Origin of the sequence: Psychrobacter sp. CCUG 69069, from assembly GCF_021023115.1 — a bacterium.
GTDB lineage: Bacteria > Pseudomonadota > Gammaproteobacteria > Pseudomonadales > Moraxellaceae > Psychrobacter > Psychrobacter namhaensis.
This window is the reverse complement of the sequence record NZ_QQAI01000016.1, coordinates 22,675-39,261: the sequence shown is the minus strand read 5'-3', so window position 1 is coordinate 39,261 and position 16,587 is coordinate 22,675. Positions and strand designations below refer to the sequence as shown.

Annotated in this window: 12 protein-coding genes; 5 read left to right on the top strand and 7 right to left on the bottom strand. The window is 47.1% G+C overall.

The genetic code is table 11. The features are described from left to right. Positions 1-78: 78 nt before the first annotated feature. A complete protein-coding gene (locus tag DVY93_RS10225; protein ID WP_230710632.1) occupies positions 79-798 on the bottom strand; it encodes an LPS-assembly lipoprotein LptE in 720 nt (239 codons plus the stop codon). A 63-nt stretch (positions 799-861) separates the two neighbouring features. Further along, positions 862-3,552 (bottom strand): leucine--tRNA ligase, encoded by a 2,691-nt coding sequence (gene leuS, locus DVY93_RS10220; RefSeq protein WP_442966518.1) that lies wholly within the window; start codon positions 3,550-3,552, stop codon positions 862-864. A 258-nt stretch (positions 3,553-3,810) separates the two neighbouring features. Here leuS and DVY93_RS10215 point away from each other — a divergent pair, with 258 nt between their 5' ends. Continuing rightward, on the top strand, positions 3,811-4,188 hold the full coding sequence (locus DVY93_RS10215; protein ID WP_230710630.1) for a Spx/MgsR family RNA polymerase-binding regulatory protein: 378 nt from the start codon (positions 3,811-3,813) through the stop codon (positions 4,186-4,188). 276 nt (positions 4,189-4,464) lie between these two features. Here the strand turns inward: DVY93_RS10215 and argB are convergent, their stop codons facing one another. From argB to DVY93_RS10190, 5 genes are all read right to left on the bottom strand, one after another. Then, positions 4,465-5,376: an acetylglutamate kinase gene (argB, locus tag DVY93_RS10210; RefSeq protein WP_230710628.1), complete on the bottom strand. Its 912-nt coding sequence runs from the start codon at positions 5,374-5,376 to the stop codon at positions 4,465-4,467. Positions 5,377-5,574: 198 nt separating this feature from the next. Next, positions 5,575-7,377, bottom strand: coding sequence for a phosphomannomutase (locus tag DVY93_RS10205; protein WP_230710626.1), 1,803 nt, complete (start codon positions 7,375-7,377; stop codon positions 5,575-5,577). A 151-nt stretch (positions 7,378-7,528) separates the two neighbouring features. Then, complete coding sequence (gene dut, locus DVY93_RS10200) at positions 7,529-7,993, bottom strand: dUTP diphosphatase (protein ID WP_230710624.1); 465 nt, start codon at positions 7,991-7,993, stop codon at positions 7,529-7,531. 135 nt (positions 7,994-8,128) lie between these two features. Next, positions 8,129-9,532: a magnesium transporter gene (gene mgtE, locus DVY93_RS10195; RefSeq protein ID WP_198335148.1), complete on the bottom strand. Its 1,404-nt coding sequence runs from the start codon at positions 9,530-9,532 to the stop codon at positions 8,129-8,131. Between the two features lie 129 nt (positions 9,533-9,661). Beyond that, the gene (locus tag DVY93_RS10190) at positions 9,662-11,695 is read right to left on the bottom strand and encodes a UvrD-helicase domain-containing protein (RefSeq protein ID WP_230710621.1); all 2,034 of its coding nucleotides are present in this window, start codon (positions 11,693-11,695) and stop codon (positions 9,662-9,664) included. A gap of 812 nt (positions 11,696-12,507) precedes the next feature. Here DVY93_RS10190 and ndhC point away from each other — a divergent pair. The 4 genes from ndhC to nuoE all read left to right on the top strand — a co-directional run bounded on the left by ndhC (position 12,508) and on the right by nuoE (position 16,556). Then, positions 12,508-13,131 carry an NADH-quinone oxidoreductase subunit A gene (ndhC, locus tag DVY93_RS10185; RefSeq protein ID WP_193005617.1) on the top strand — a complete coding sequence of 208 codons (624 nt, stop codon included), beginning with the start codon at positions 12,508-12,510 and terminating at the stop codon, positions 13,129-13,131. A 178-nt stretch (positions 13,132-13,309) separates the two neighbouring features. After that, entirely contained in the window at positions 13,310-13,978 is a 669-nt protein-coding gene (locus DVY93_RS10180) for a NuoB/complex I 20 kDa subunit family protein (RefSeq protein WP_193005618.1), read from the top strand. A 148-nt stretch (positions 13,979-14,126) separates the two neighbouring features. After that, the gene (nuoC, locus tag DVY93_RS10175) at positions 14,127-15,902 is read left to right on the top strand and encodes an NADH-quinone oxidoreductase subunit C/D (protein ID WP_230710619.1); all 1,776 of its coding nucleotides are present in this window, start codon (positions 14,127-14,129) and stop codon (positions 15,900-15,902) included. A 144-nt stretch (positions 15,903-16,046) separates the two neighbouring features. Beyond that, positions 16,047-16,556 carry an NADH-quinone oxidoreductase subunit NuoE gene (gene nuoE, locus DVY93_RS10170; RefSeq protein WP_193005620.1) on the top strand — a complete coding sequence of 170 codons (510 nt, stop codon included), beginning with the start codon at positions 16,047-16,049 and terminating at the stop codon, positions 16,554-16,556. Positions 16,557-16,587 lie beyond the last annotated feature (31 nt).

The window sequence follows — 16,587 nt, the reverse complement described above, 5'->3', positions numbered from 1 at the left end:
AAAGTAGGGCTGACATGCGCTTTTTTGCTGCTCAGATTTTTGAAAATGGCATCATTTAATAATAGTATTGATCAAATACTATGGCTTTGGCATCACTACGACCGTAGGAGCCGTCTCTTTACTCATCTGCACAGCGTTATGTGTGGCAGGGGGGACTTTAGGTAGAGAGATAGCGACATATTGATCCGTGATACGGCGAGCCAAACTGTCATACAGCCAATCGCGAATCTGATCGCCTTGCTGATCATCGGTACTAACTGACGCTTCATTGTACTGATAGCTACGCTCGACTTGGATAGCATTGGTCAGCGTAACCGGCTTGCCGTTTTCTATCGTTTGATAGCTGACATCCGCTGATAAGACCAAGCGGATTTCTGTCAACACCCCGACCAGCTCATAACGTTTAAAACGCACGTTGCTGACCTTGATGGCAGCAATCGGTTCAGCGCCCGCTTGTTGATTGTTACTAGCAACATTGGCCGCCGTCATATTTTCAATGACATCGACCCCTAAAGTTTCTAGGCGCTGTGTTAAGGGCAGTTTAAGCGGAAAGGAAGTGCGATTGTCTTCGATAATCACCGCTGTTTTGGCGACGTTAAGCAGCATCGGAGCATCATAACCCCGTAGCTGGAAGCCGCAACCACTCAGACCAGCCGTTGCCCCCAGCACCGCAAACATGGGTAGGGCCGCCAGTAGCGCTGTCGCTAGTTTTGATCCACCTGATTGGTGAGCAAAATAATGGCTGAGTTTGCTTAATCTGGTTTGACGTGACTGCCCAGCTCGACGCTTATACGACATAATCGCTATCCTCATTTATAGAAGGCTTAGAGTCCTAAGCCTAAAAGTCTTCGCCTAAGACACTTAGCCTGCAACCACGATATTAACCAGTTTGTTAGGAACAACGATTTCTTTTTTGATCTCGCCTGTCAGGAATTTTGCCACCCCTTCCATTGTCCGCGCTTGCGCTTTTAACTGCTCTGGATCACTGTTTGGTGCCACATCCATCTTACCACGCATTTTACCGTTGACCTGTACCACCATCGTGATTGTGTCCTGTACAAGCGCACTCTCATCGACAGCTGGATAGTTCAATGTCAATGTATCAAGCCCTAGCTGCTCAAGTAAATGCTCACCAACGTGCGGGGCATATACCGATAGCATAATCAGCAAATCCACCAAGGCTTCATGCTGTACTTGCAGGTCTTGCTCATTATTGGCTTTAAAGCCGGATAGCTCATTGGCAAGCTCCATGAGACTAGAGACTGGCGTGTTCAATGCCAAACGATCACCCAAATCATTATCAATCTTGGCAATGGTCTCATGCGTCTTACGACGTAAGTTTTTGGCTTCTTTGCTTAAACCGTCTGTACTTAAGGCGTCATTGTTTAGCGACTCTACGCTTAAATTTGCAGCAGTAAGCGCTTGCATGTGATCGCTTGCAATGCGCCACACTTTTTTCACAAAGTTATAAGGGCCTTTTAGGGCATCATCTGACCATTCTAGCGTTTGGTCAGCAGGGGCCGTAAACAAAGTGTATAAACGCACCGTGTCCGCGCCATACTTATCGATGGTTATTTGCGGATCAACGCCATTGTTTTTTGACTTAGACATTTTTTCGATTTTACCAATCGTTACAGGCTTACCATCTAGCTTTAGTATGGCTTTGATCGGTTGGCCGCGCTCGTTGTAATCAATATCGATGTCTTCTGCAAAATAATACGTGGTACTGCCATCCGCATTGACGCGGTAAAAAGTACCAGCGAGTACCATGCCTTGAGTCATGAGATTGGCAAATGGCTCATCACCAGTGACTAAGTTCTCATCACGCATGAGCTTGTGGAAGAAGCGTGCATATAATAGGTGCATTACAGCGTGCTCCACACCGCCCACATATTGATCGACAGGCAACCACTTATTGGCAGCAGACTTGTTGACCATGTTTTGTGCATCGTCTGGGCTGGCAAAGCGTGCGTAATACCAGCTCGACTCAACAAAGGTGTCAAAGGTATCGGTTTCACGCTCAGCGGGATTGCCGCATTTAGGGCAAGTGGTGTTGACAAACTCTGGGATATTTTTGAGTGGATTACCACGGCCATCAGGGACAACGTCAGTCGGTAAGACAACCGGCAAATCTTGCTCTTCCACAGGTACCGTGCCGCAATGCTCACAGTTGATCATTGGGATAGGGCAACCCCAATAACGCTGGCGCGATACACCCCAGTCGCGCAGACGGTACTGGATTTTTTTCTTTGCCAACTCTTGTGGCTCAAGTTTGGCCAGCATTGCCTCAAACGCTTGCTCAAAGTCCAATCCGTCAAAATCACCTGAGTTGACCAGGGTATTCCGTTCGGTGTAAGCAAGATTGGCCTGAGTATCATTTGCCTTGGCGTCTGCTGCTACCTCATCAAAATAACCGTTCGGAATATCGATCACTTGTTTAATAGGGAGGTTGTATTTGGTCGCAAATTCATAATCGCGCTCATCATGAGCAGGTACTGCCATGACCGCGCCTGAGCCATAGCTCATGAGTACATAGTTGGCAACCCAAACAGGCACTTCTTCGCCAGTCAGTGGGTGCGTCACGGTGAGACCTGTGTCCATACCGATTTTTTCGGCTTTGGCCAGATCAGCTTCCGCCACTGAGCCTTTTTTGCAAAGGGTACAGAACTGCGCAATCACATCATCTTTTTCAGAGGCGTATTGCGCAAGTGGATGCTCTGCCGCGACCGCAACATACGTCACGCCCATCAAGGTGTCAGGACGAGTGGTAAACACATCTAGGGTATTTTTTTCACCCGCAAGCTCATAAGGGAAGTGGACTTCCATACCAGCACTACGGCCAATCCAGTTGCGCTGCATGGTCAGCACCTCTGATGGCCAATGGCCTTCTAGTTGGTCCAAATCATCCAATAGCTCATCGGCATAATCGGTGATGTTAAAGTAATACATGGGGATGTCGCGTTTTTCGACGGCAGCACCACTACGCCAGCCTTTACCGTCGATGACTTGCTCATTGGCTAAAACCGTATTGTCCACCGGATCCCAGTTAACCGTGGCAAGTTTTTTATAGACTAGGCCCTTTTTGTACAGTTGTAAAAAGAGCCACTGTTCCCACTGATAATACTCAGGACTACAAGTAGCAAACTCGCGTGACCAATCGATTGATAGACCCAGCAATTTGAGCTGTGCGCGCATGTTGTCGATATTGGCAAACGTCCACGCGGCAGGCGGCGTTTGGTTGGCAATCGCAGCGTTTTCTGCTGGCAAGCCAAAGCCGTCCCAGCCCATTGGCTGCATGACTTCATAGCCTTTTAGGCGGTAATAACGGCTCAACACATCAGAGATGGTGTAGTTACGCACATGGCCCATATGCAGCTTGCCGCTTGGATAAGGGAACATAGACAGCATATAACGACTTGGTTTGTCGCTTGGCTCATTACCCACTTCAAAGCGCTTGTCTGTTGCCCATTTGGTTTGCTGCGCCGCTTCAATCAGCTGCGGTTGGTACTGGGCATTCACATCAGAGTGGTCGTTAGAAGTATTATTGGTCATGTCATTAGCATTGTTAGTATTAGATTGGTCTGCTGTCACGGCGTTGCTCATAGTCGGCTCGGAATTGGTTAATACAGATAAAAATAGGTGGAATTTGACAATGCCATAGCATAGCGTAATTTGGCAAAAATTGCGACGATATGATGTGGTTGCTTATGAGGTTTATGGCAGAAAAAGACCTTAGGAATGATAGACTGTCTCTGTTTATCCAGCCTTGGGTATAATAAGACAGACAATGATCATTGACGAGGAACTTATATGACCATCACCATTTACGGTATCAAATCTTGTAGCACCATGAAAAAAGCGGTTACTAAGCTGGATGAGTTAGGCATCCCTTATGTTTTTCACGATTATAAAAAACAAAGCATCGACAAAGACACGCTACAACGCTGGGTGGATGAGTTGGGTATTGATAAAGTACTCAACAAGCGCGGCACGACATGGCGCAAGTTAGAGGACAGTCAAAAGCAAGCAGCTGATACCAGTGTGGATAACGCGATAGACTTATTAGTCGCAAACACCAGTATGATTAAACGTCCGATTGTAGAAGGACAAATCGAAGACAAAAACCAAGGTCAGCCAATATTGTTGTGCGGCTTTGATGAAGCCAAGTTTGATGCCACTTTTTTATAACTTTTATAAAAGAACATCATGATAAAGCCCGAGCTAGTAGCCTCTTAGCTCGGGCTTTATTACGCCTACAACAAACCAAATGACGCTGGCAAGCCAAACAATGAGCACGTACAGACGGATTTGTTCTGCGCTCCAATCTAGGGCAAACCACTCAATGAGAAAAAATGACTTCCAACCCTCGACCCATTTTGCGCCGCCATAACCAATAATCCACCAGCAATACAGGCTTTCTAGGAGAAAGATTAGACACCATAGCCACAGCGCCATTGTTTGCTCCTAAAGCAAGGCTGCATCCAAGTCGCGACTGATGAGCGTGCCAACCCCTTCATTGGTGAAAATCTCCAGCAAGGTGGCATGAGGCACGCGGCCATCGACAATAACGGCACTTTTGACACCGCTACGTACCGCGTCAAGCGCACACTGAATTTTGGGAATCATACCGCCTGATATCGTACCGTCTTCAATTAAGCTGTCGACTTTCTTTGGCGTGAGTCCAGTCACCACCTCGCCGTCACGACCGAGCACCCCTTTGATATTGGTCAGTAGCATGAGCTTTTCTGCTTGTAAAAACTCCGCCACTTTACCCGCGACTAGATCAGCATTGATATTATAAGTGTTGCCTTCACTATCAACACCAAGCGGGGCGATCACTGGGATAAAGTTGGATGAGATTAGCATGTTAATCACGTCTTTATTGACGCTAACGACGTCACCCACGAACCCTAAATCGACGGGCACTGCCATCCCATCTGCACCGATTTTTTCCATCATTAACTTTTTGGCCGTAATCAAGTTGGCATCTTTGCCGGTCAGACCGATGGCGCGGCCACCGTGCTTGTTGATTAAGCTCACGATAGATTTGTTGACGCTGCCACCCAACACCATCTCGACGATATCCATGGTGCTTTTGTCGGTGACGCGCATCCCATCGATACGGTCTGACTGACGGCCCAGCTCTTTTAACAAGTTATCAACTTGTGGTCCGCCGCCATGGACGACCACAGGATGCATACCAACGGTTTTTAGCAAGACGATGTCGCGGGCAAACGAGCTCTCAAGCGCAGGGTCAGTCATGGCATTGCCGCCGTATTTGACCACAATCAACTTATCGACAAAGCGCTGAATGTAGGGTAGAGCGGTGGTCAATACTTCAGCGGTAATTTTGGCATCATCTAAGTTAAGCGTCATTACAAACTCCTAAAGGACAGGGGTAAATGGATGGGTGGTTTGGGCACAGTGTTTGCGAAGTGTAAGCAAAACATATTCCAGTAGTACGAGGATATGAACGTATTGATTTTACTTTTAACGGATTATAGAGTTAGGACACTATAAAAGAGACACAGCTAGACTGCTATCAATTTTTCTTGGAAGCGTTTTGTCACAAGCCTACTCTGCAGGAATAGCGACAATTTGCTCTGCCAGTTTTTTATCAAACGGCCGACATAAAGTGGCAAATGTCGCTTGAACTGCTTTGAGGTCTTTTAAGCTGTTGCCCGCAAAGCGTGCGGTCAAATGATGGCTGGTATTTGATTGACGCACCACCCCAAAACCATGCGCAAAATCCAAACGCACGCCATCGATACAGCTTAGCTTTGTTCCGACTGGCAGCAACCGTCTCGCTTGCTCGAGCGTCAAGTGTTGTCTGTGCGCTGAACAGTGGCAAAGCGGGGGTGAACATGCATTCAGCAAGTCAAAGTCACGGCTCGAATCCACTGATTGGGAAGTCTCCACGAGCTGGCGTAGATACTGACAAAGTCGGGCCAACTGCTCTATGATTGAACAATCTGTCGGTCTCGTCTTTGGCACTGGTAGATAGTGGTCAGCGGTACTCACCATATCAGGTAGCGTGTGAGTAATGTCCGCTAGTACTTTTTTACCCCCGTGCTCGTCAGCAGCGGATAACCAGTGCAGCAGTCGCAATGCGGCGTACATGGCGTCATCATAAACAATAAAGCGGCGGTCATTAAATATAAAATGCCCTGAGAATTCTCCAGCAAAAATAATTTGACTGGCAGGCTGCTGCATCTGTTGACGCATAAAGCTGCTACCCGTTTTACTGACCACGGGTACTGTACCAAGCTCAGACAGTAGCTTTGGCAAATGATGGGAGCATTTAATATCAAAAAGGATTTGCGAGGTAAGTTGTGAATCAGCTAAAGCATCAGGACAGGCGGACAGTGCTACTTGGGCTAACAAGTATAGTAAATGATCAGGCATGACCACTTTACCGTTGTTATCAACCACCATCAAACGATCACCATCTCCGTCAAAGGCTATCCCTATATCGGCTTGATGAACAACAACGCTCTGCTGTAATGGTACAAGACGTTGAGGTTCGGTAGGATCGGGATTGCCAGCGGGGAAATTGCCGTCCGGTGTGTCGTTGAGCATAATAACTTGACGGCAGAAACGCTCAAACAAACGCTGGGCGACATTGCTGGTCGCCCCATGCATACAGTCAATCACTACCACTAAGTCAAGTTTGGCAGATGAGTAGTAAGTATCCTTAGGGTGCTGTTTATTGATTGGATAGATTTGATCAAATACTTGGGCAATGGCATCAATATAAGCTGTTGCGACTTGCTCGTGAGGTAAGACAGTCTGATGGCCGGTAACAGGCACAGCAGTGTCTATGCAAGGTGTACGTTGTTCTGGCTTCACTTTTTGCTGGTCGCTTGGATGATGGGCAGCGCTATCTACTAATTGCTGATACAGCATCTGAATATCGGTGCCGCTTGGGGAGCGATGGTCTACTAACCACTTGATCCCTAAAATGTCTTTGGCAGAATGACTGGCCGTCACAATAATACCATGACCCTGATATTGCTCTGCCCAAAAAACCATCATTGGGGTGGTCACTAGGTTTAGTTGAACCACGTGCAAACCATGCTGAGTCAATATATCAGCCAACCGATGAGCGATAACGTCACTACCGCAGCGCACATCATAGCCGATCACGATGATGGTTCTTTTAGAGTTAATAGTTTTAGAGTGAACAGTTTTAGAGCCAACAGTTGGCGTCAGTGAGCGGCTGTTGGCAGAGACGTCTTTTGAACCGCAGTTTTGCTGATGATAAAGCTGGGCAAAGGCAAGGCCCAATGCGGTTACAAAACGAGCAGTGAAGTGCTGGCGTGACCCACGAATATCATAAGCACGAAATAAGCATTGCTGCGCAGCAAAAGACGGCATTGCTTATTCTCCTTACTATCATGATTAATATTGTCGTGAACAATGTTGTCGTGGTTATTGATACCGCTACTCATACAACTTGAGTGTTAACTTTAATAATTGTCAATGGCGATGTCTATCTAATCTAATCACCGCTACTGCTTAGCAGCGACTACTGACGTCCTGAATGGCCAAAACCGCCAGCACCGCGAACGCTTTCATCACTAAATTCTGAGACGACCTCAAACTCAGGACGAGCGACCGGCACCACGATATACTGAGCCATGCGATCGCTTGGATTGAGGATAAAGTCTTCGTTGCTGCGATTCCAAATACTGACCATGAGCTCACCTTGATAGTCCGCATCAATCAGCCCAACCAAGTTACCCAAGACGATACCGTGCTTATGACCGAGACCTGAGCGCGGCAAAATCATACCCGCATAATTAGGGTCTTGGATATAAACGGCAAGGCCGGTGCCGATTAAGTGCGTGGCACCCGCTTTAATCGTCAAAGGCTCATCGATGCAAGCCCGCAAGTCAATACCTGCACTACCATCAGTGGCGCGAGTAGGAAGAGAAAACGCTTTATCTTCGGTGATTTTAGGGTTTAAGACTTTCACTTGTACAGCTTGCATAACGCACTCACTTAACGATTTAATGGTTTTATAAATAGAACAAATTTAACTTTTCAACACAAATAGACAGTATGCTTTTAAGGCAAAAGCAAGCCTCTGTCTTTAGACTACTGTTTTTAGATTAGGGTCTTTAGACTACAGTATCAGCACACTTGCTAAGCCCAAGAAAGACATAAAGCCGACAATATCCGTCACGGTGGTTAGGATAACCGAGGCAGATAATGCAGGGTCAATATTCATGCGTTTTAGCAACAAAGGAATACTAATGCCGGAGACGTTCGCTGCTGTCATATTAATGGCAATGGCAAAACCGATGACTGCACTGATTTTAATGTCATGAAACCACAATTGGGCAATAAACGCCATGATTATCGCCCATATGATACCGTTTATCGCGCCAACCCACAGCTCTTTATTGAGTAGCCACAAGCGGTTAGAGCCCCCGATTTGACCCATGGCCATACCGCGGATCACAACAGTGAGTGTCTGCGACCCTGCAATACCGCCCATGCTCGCGACCACGGGCATGAGTATCGCCAGCGCCACCACTTGTGCTAACACGGCTTCAAACTGCCCAATCACCGCAGCGGCTAAAAGAGCAGTACACAAATTAATGCCCAGCCAAACACTCCGACTTTTTGCGCTGGTCAAAATAGGCGCAAACAGCTCTTCGTCCTGACTGACACCGGCTAGGTTTTTCATGGTGCTGTCGACATCATCTTGGATAATCTCCATGATGTCCTCACCATTTAATTGACCCACCAACTCGCCATAGCTATTAATAACGGGCGCAAAGCGAATGTCTTCTGACCGGAAAATCGCGGCGGCATCTTGAATGTCTAAGCGATCATTAATAGTGACAGCCGTATCAATCAGCTCTGAGACTAAGGTGCTTTGGTCGTGTTTAATCAAGTCAACCAGACTCAGTAGTCCGAGTAACTGCTGGCTTTGATCGACCACCAACAGCTCTTGGCTCTCATCATCGAGTAATTCATCATTTTCTCGGAGCCAGTTTTGTACTTCAGCCAGACTCACACTGTCGCTTACCTGAATCAGGTCAGGATCCATATAACTACCAACTTCCCAGTCGGCATAGGTGTCGAGCTTATTCACCTGAACGCGAATGTCTTCATCCAAGGTGGCCATGACTGAGGAACGTACGCTCTCGGTCACGGTATCCAAAATCTCAGAGATGTCTTGAGCATCAAGGTCTTGGGTAAATAAGGAGATTTCCTTGGAGGAGATGTTTTCCATCAGTGGCTGACGGGTATCAAACTCTAGCTCAGCGAGCACCTCACCCTTTATGTTTTCAGGCACTTGCGCCCAAATCAACAGACGATTTTGGGTAGGAAAAGACTCTAGCAGGTTGGCGATTTCATACTCTGACTGCCGTTCTAAAAATTCAGTAATCGCCTCATAAGCCTTATCAGCAACCAGCCCCTGTAAGTACAGGAGCTTATATTCGGCGCTATATTCTGCCGGATTATAGTCTCCCGGTAGCACTGATGGTCGTTCCTGATCGGGCGTAGAGCTAGGCATAAAGGTTCCAGAGTTTTTAAAAGGTACAAAGTTTTTAACAGAGGTAATAAGGGCAAAGCCTAAAATGTTTGATTAAGCCATAAGCCACCAATTGACTTTTGACTTTGCGATCAAGCACTGAGCCGAACGCTAGCGTTTACCCAATAATGCTCGAATATTGGCCAAATACTCATCAGCGACTTTTTCAGGGTCTTTGGTGGCTTTTTTCTTTTTCGCCTTGGCCGGCCAGTCAATATGATCTTCTGGCAGCTCCTCTAAAAAACGTGACTCTGAGGTAACGCGCATTTGACCACCTGCACGGCGCTGGGTGGCGAGCGTCAAGGTTAGCTCACGGCGCGCACGGGTAATACCTACGTACATCAAACGCCGCTCTTCTTCGACCGTTTCGCTCAAGATAGAGTTGCGGTGCGGCAGCATCTCCTCCTCAAGCCCCATGATATAAACGTAATCAAACTCTAGGCCTTTTGCCGCGTGCAAGGTCATCAGATTGACTTTATTGGTATTCTCTTCTTCTTGCTGTTGCTCGAGCATATCAAGCAATACCAGCTTACGAATGATGGTATCAATCGTCCGATCTTCGTCTTCTTCCGCGCGATTGATCAACGACTGGATGCTGGTGTAGAGCATATCGATGTTATCGATGCGGTTTTTTTCTTGTTGCGGCGTTTTGGCATCACTACGGACAAAGTCAATATAGCCCGTCTCATCGATCATCTGGCGCACAATAGGCACAGGGTCGGGGTGTTGATCGAGCTCGCGCGTATAGTGCTCAATAAACTCACCAAACTCTTTTATCGTGCCGTAAGCCTTGGATGGCAAAACATGCGTCAAGCCAGCATGGGTACAAGAGGCCAGTAGCGAGATGCTGTGCTCTTGGGCAAACAAGCCTAATTTCTCAAGCGTAGCAGGACCCATGCCGCGCTTTGGCGTGTTAATAATCCGCAAAAACGCACTGTCGTCTTCAGGATTCAAAATCAGGCGCAGATAGCCCATGATGTCTTTGATTTCACTACGCGCAAAAAACGACTGACCGCCGGATAACTTATAAGGCACTTGTAGCTGACGCAACTGCGCCTCTAACATACGTGCCTGAAAGTTACTGCGATAAAGGACGGCATATTGCTCCCACTCATTCCCAAAACGCAGTTTATGTGTGACGATTTCTTTGGCCACACGCTCGGACTCATCATCGTCGTTACGGCAATTAATAATACGGATTTTCTCGCCTTGGCCTTTATCTGACCACAGTTTTTTCTCAAATAAATGCTCATTGTTCAGAATGACCGCGTTGGCCGAGGTCAAAATACGCGTGGTTGAACGGTAATTTTGCTCAAGCATGACGATTTTGAGCTTTGGAAAATCTTCTTTGAGTAGTGCCATGTTTTCAGGCTTGGCGCCGCGCCACGCATAGATAGATTGGTCGTCGTCACCCACGACCGTAAAACGCCCTTGGGGACCGACCAAATATTTGATCATTTCATACTGAGCGGTGTTGGTATCTTGATACTCATCGACGAGCAGATAGCGGATACGGTTTTGCCATTTGTCACGCAACTGCGCATTTTCACGCAGTATTTTCGTTGGCAATACAATCAAGTCATCAAAATCAACCGCGTTATACGCACGCAAATTACGCTCATATAAGGCGTAAAGGGTCGCAAAAATCATGTCTTCTGGATCGTCTAACGTTTCCATTGCCTGATCAGGCTCAATCAAATCGTTTTTCCAATCCGAAATCATCTTGATCGCTTTACCCACCAGCTCACGACTCTCAGCGCCGCTCAAATTATCGCGCATCATCAGCTCCATGAGCAAACGCTTGCTGTCGTCGCTGTCCATGATGGAGAAGTTGCCCTTAAGCGGGGTATGAATCAGCTCGTAGCGTAAAAACTGTAGGCCAAATTGGTGAAAGGTGGACACGGTCAGTCCACGCATTTTTTCGCTTGGCAACAGTTTGCTGACACGGGCTTTCATCTCGCGTGCCGCTTTATTGGTGAAGGTCACGGCAGTGATGCGCTCCGCTGGCATATTGCACTCTTCGATAAGATAGGCAATCTTGCGCGTAATCACTGAGGTCTTACCGGAACCTGCACCTGCTAGCACAAGCAATGGCCCGGATACGTAAAGCATGGCCTCGGTTTGTTTGGGATTAAGTTGACTCATAACGTGACCTGTAAGACAAAAGCAAAAAAGTGGGGTGCGCTGATAACATCATAGCTAAATGCAGGCGGCGTGTATCATTAAAATGGATATCGTGACGTTTTTAATAAAAAATCACATCATAAGGGTAAGAGGATTTGTGACTCAACGACAATATAATGATAGTAAGCCATTGAATTTAGGTTGGCTATTATAAAGCAAAAACCGTGACTTTGGGGAGGAGTTGGGTGCTGAATCCGTGCGTTAAAGCCGCCGTTTGAGGTCTTAGAAAATAAGGAAAACCGCTACTGCAACCGCTAGGGGCTAAAAGTGCGGATTTGGGGTTAATATAAGGTAACGTCTATATCATAACTTATGGTAAAAAAAACACATTTTTTTTGCAGATAAAGTGACCGTTCAATACAGTTAAAAACTAGCTTTTGGGCGCTGATATGCGTATAGTACGTAAATAATTTATGCCAGTTGTCACGTCATGATTGACCACGTGTAATGAGCTATTAAATCAATTAAGTAAACCTCGGATATGATATTGATTTAATACGTTGATCTTACGTTGTTAGGAGATGCGTTAGGCGACCAGCCTTTTATCCGCGCATACCGGAATATCTACAGTTGGTCACGTCTGACATCGTCGTCAATAAGCTTGATAATTGGTTGTTACCAGCACAGACCCTAAAATAGTAACTTAAATACAGTGGCTCAATGACAGTCGCTTTGTATTTTTGTCTGCGTTATGCCTATCGCTAGATGGCCTTAAAGTAGGTCAATATTTGCGCTGGGCTTAACACTCGATTGGGTGAGGAGCACGTATTATCATGTCTGCTTTTAATTGGTCAGCCATTGCTTTTATCTTAGCCGCCATTGGGCTAGTTGTCTTTATGCTGGTCGTTCCGCGTTTGCTTGGCGGTCGCTCTCAAGGTTCACAAAAAGAAGAAGTATTTGAAGCGGGTGTTGTCGGATCTGGCAACGCCCGTATTCGTTTGTCTGCCAAATTCTACTTGGTGGCGATTTTCTTTGTTATCTTTGATCTAGAAGCGCTATATCTTTACGCTTATGCGGTGTCAGTGCGTGAAGCGGGCTGGCTTGGCTTTGCTGCTGCCGCCGTCTTTATTACCATCTTAATCATTGGTTTGATCTATGAGCTAAGCTTAGGTGCGATGAACTGGGCCCCAGCTGACAAGCGTCGTAAAAAAGCACGTCTGTATGCCGCACCTGCTGGCTTTAATTTGGCCGACATCACAGGTTTTGATGGGGTTGATGAGCTGATGGTTGATCCGACGGGCAAAATCCCAGCGCAGTCCTCCGGACAAATTAATGTCTCAAACAATATTGAGACCAATCGCCGCCATCTACAAAACATCGATCATATTAATACCACCGGTCATGTCACTTCCGTGGATTTTGTGTCGTCTGCTCCGCGTGATAACGTTGGGCGTTAGTGGCTAACGGTCTTGTCAGGCTTCTTATAGCGGATAAAGACTGTTAGCAGAGACAGGATGACGCCGTCATGTTTGTCTGTTGAATGTATATTAATGATCATTTATTCATAATAGAAGTTAAGGCGGTCGTGATGGCAAGGTGTTTGCCACGCGACGCCTAATATAAAGGTTGTATGTTATGAAATACACATTAACAAAAGCCAACCCTGATGCAGATACCTATCCTGCACAGACCAGTCAAACGGTCAACGATCCTATCGAAGACGAAGTCAATAAAAATGTCTTTATGGGTCGTCTCGAAGACCTCGTCCATTCGACAGCAAATTGGGGGCGCAAGCACTCGCTCTGGCCATTTAACTTTGGTACGTCTTGCTGTTATGTCGAATATGCCACGACCTTAACAGCGGTCCACGATCTGTCTCGCTTTGGGGCAGAGGTTATTCGTGCCTCGCCCCGTCAGGCAGATGTCATGATCGTTGCTGGTACTTGCTTTATTAAAATGGCGCCCGTCATTCAGCGTCTATACGAGCAAATGCTTGAGCCAAAATGGGTCATCTCTATGGGGGCCTGTGCTAACTCTGGCGGTATGTACGATATTTATTCTGTGGTACAGGGCGTAGATAAAATCATCCCCGTGGATGTTTATGTGCCAGGCTGTCCGCCGCGCCCAGAAGCCTTGATTCAAGGGCTAATGCTGCTACAAGAGTCCATCACCAAAGAGCGTCGCCCGCTTGGCATTCATGTCAATGAGCAGGGTGTGTATCAGCCGCAAATGACGCCTGAGCGTGACCGTAAGCAAGCGGATCGTATCGCTGTGAAAAACTTGCGTAGCCCAGACAGTATTTAGTCAGCCGGTGTTTAGCCAGTGATGGTTTAAGCGAGTAGTTTGGCTCGATAATTAAAAATCCCTAAACGGGTTAAGTGTGCATACGCTCATCATAGTTCGCTTATGTTTAACATAGCTCAGTTATGATTAATGAAGGAATACATCATTCATGGTCACGGTAGTTGAAAATATAGATCCTAAGATTAAGCCTGTCCCAGCTGTTATCAAAGAGTTGGAAGATAAGTATGCTGGCAAGTTTGTGATACAGCACACTGTGGATGAGATTCCAACAGTTTGGGTCGCGCGTGCTGATTTACTAGACATTCTCTTGTTCTTGCGTAAATTGCCCAAGCCTTATGTCATGCTATTTGACTTGTCTGCCATCGACGAGCGACTGCGCCAGCACCGTGGCGGCTTGCCTGACAGTGATTTTACGGTGTTTTATCACCTGATGTCGCTTGAGCGTAATAGCGATGTACGCATTAAAGTGGCGCTGAGTGAAGATGATCTCAATGTGCCGAGCGCCACCCAGATTTGGCCAAATGCCAATTGGTACGAGCGCGAAGTGTGGGATATGTTCGGTGTGGTCTTTACAGGTCACCCCCATTTGACTCGTATCTTATTACCCAAGTATTGGGAAGGGCATCCACTGCGTAAAGAGTATCACGCGCGTGCGACGGAGTTTACGCCGTACTTCTTGAACACAGCAAAGCAGCAATACGAGCAAGAGAACCTGCGTTTTGTCCCAGAAGAGTGGGGCATGAAGCGCTCAGGGCGTGATGAAGACTTTATGTTCTTGAACATTGGTCCTAACCATCCCTCAGCTCATGGTGCGTTCCGCTTGGTGTTGCAGCTGGATGGCGAAGAAGTGGTCGATTGTATTCCTGACATTGGCTATCACCATCGCGGCGCAGAAAAGATGGCTGAGCGTCAAACGTGGCATTCATACATTCCTTATACCGACCGTATCGATTATCTCGGCGGTGTGATGAATGAGCTGCCATACATCATGTCGGTCGAAAAGCTGGCTGGTATTACTGTTCCCCCGCGCGCTGAAACCATCCGCGTGATGATGAGCGAGTTTTTCCGTATTACCAATAACTTACTGTTTGTCGGTACTTTCATTCAGGATGCAGGCGGCATGACCCCGGTATTCTATATGTTTACCGATCGCCAAAAAGCCTATGACGTCATCGAAGCGGTGACCGGTTATCGTATGCATCCGGCTTGGTTCCGTATTGGCGGTACGGCCGCGGATCTACCGCGCGGCTGGCAGCGTTTGGTTCGTGAGTTCTTAGATTGGATGCCAAAACGCTTGGACGAGTACGTCAAAGCCGCCCTGCAAAACAGTGTGCTCAAAGGCCGTACCCAAGGGGTCGCACAGTATAATGCCAAGCAAGCGCTGGCGTGGGGCGTCACTGGGGCAGGTCTACGGGCCACCGGCGTGGACTTTGATCTGCGTAAAGCACGTCCATATATGGGCTATGAAAATTACGATTTTGAAGTGCCAGTTGGGTATAACGGTGATGCTTATGATCGCTGTATGGTGAAAGTCGAAGAGATGCGTCAGTCGTTACGTATTATTCGTCAGTGTATGGACAACATGCCACAAGGACCTTACAAGGCCGATCATCCTCTGGCTGTACCACCGCCAAAAGATCGTACGCTAAACGATATTGAGACACTGATTAACCACTTTATCTCAGTGTCGTGGGGACCTGTGATGCCAGCGGGCGAGTGTACGACGATCGTCGAGGCGACCAAAGGTTTGAACAGCTATTACATTACGTCAGACAAAGCCACGATGAGCTATCGCACGCGTATTCGTACGCCGACGTTTGCCCACTTGCAGCAAATGCCGTCAGTCATCAATGGCTCGCTTGTATCCGATGCTATTATGTATTTGGCGTCGATTGATATTGTGATGGCGGATTGTGACCGTTAGCGTTTGTGAAAAAAGAGATATTAATCAATATATTATTGCCAAATGGCACACCAAAATGCTCTCACATTTCAATACGATCATAGTTGCAGTATGACCGACGTTGCCTTGTGATAGAGCAGGATGAGTGAGGAAAGATAAAAGATTATGAAAATTGTTTCCGACAAAATGCCAAAAGTAGATGTGGCAAGCATCCTCACCGCTGAGGAAATCACTGCCATTCATGAGTTTATGCATCATTATCCACAGGCACGTGCAGCCTCGCTCGATGCCCTAAAAATCGTGCAAAAACGCAACGGTTGGGTTGATGATGCACAAGTCAATGCCATCGCCAACATCTTAGACATTCCGATGTCAGATATGGATGGCGTCGCCACTTTCTTTAATCGCATTTATCGTCAGCCTGTCGGGCGCCATGTCATTCTTATTTGTGATTCGGTGGCTTGCTACTTAACGGGTTATGAAGCGCTCTCCGCTGAGATCAGATCGCAGCTAGGTATTGAGTATGGCCAGACTACCGCAGATGGCCGCTTTACGCTATTGCCGATTTGCTGCTTAGGAAACTGCGACAAGGGGCCTGCGGTGTTGATTGATGAAGACACTTATGGCCCTGTCCAGCCATCTGAGGTTGCGCAATTATTGGAGCTATACGCATGAGTTTAACGATTTCAGAGCAAATTGCTCGTCG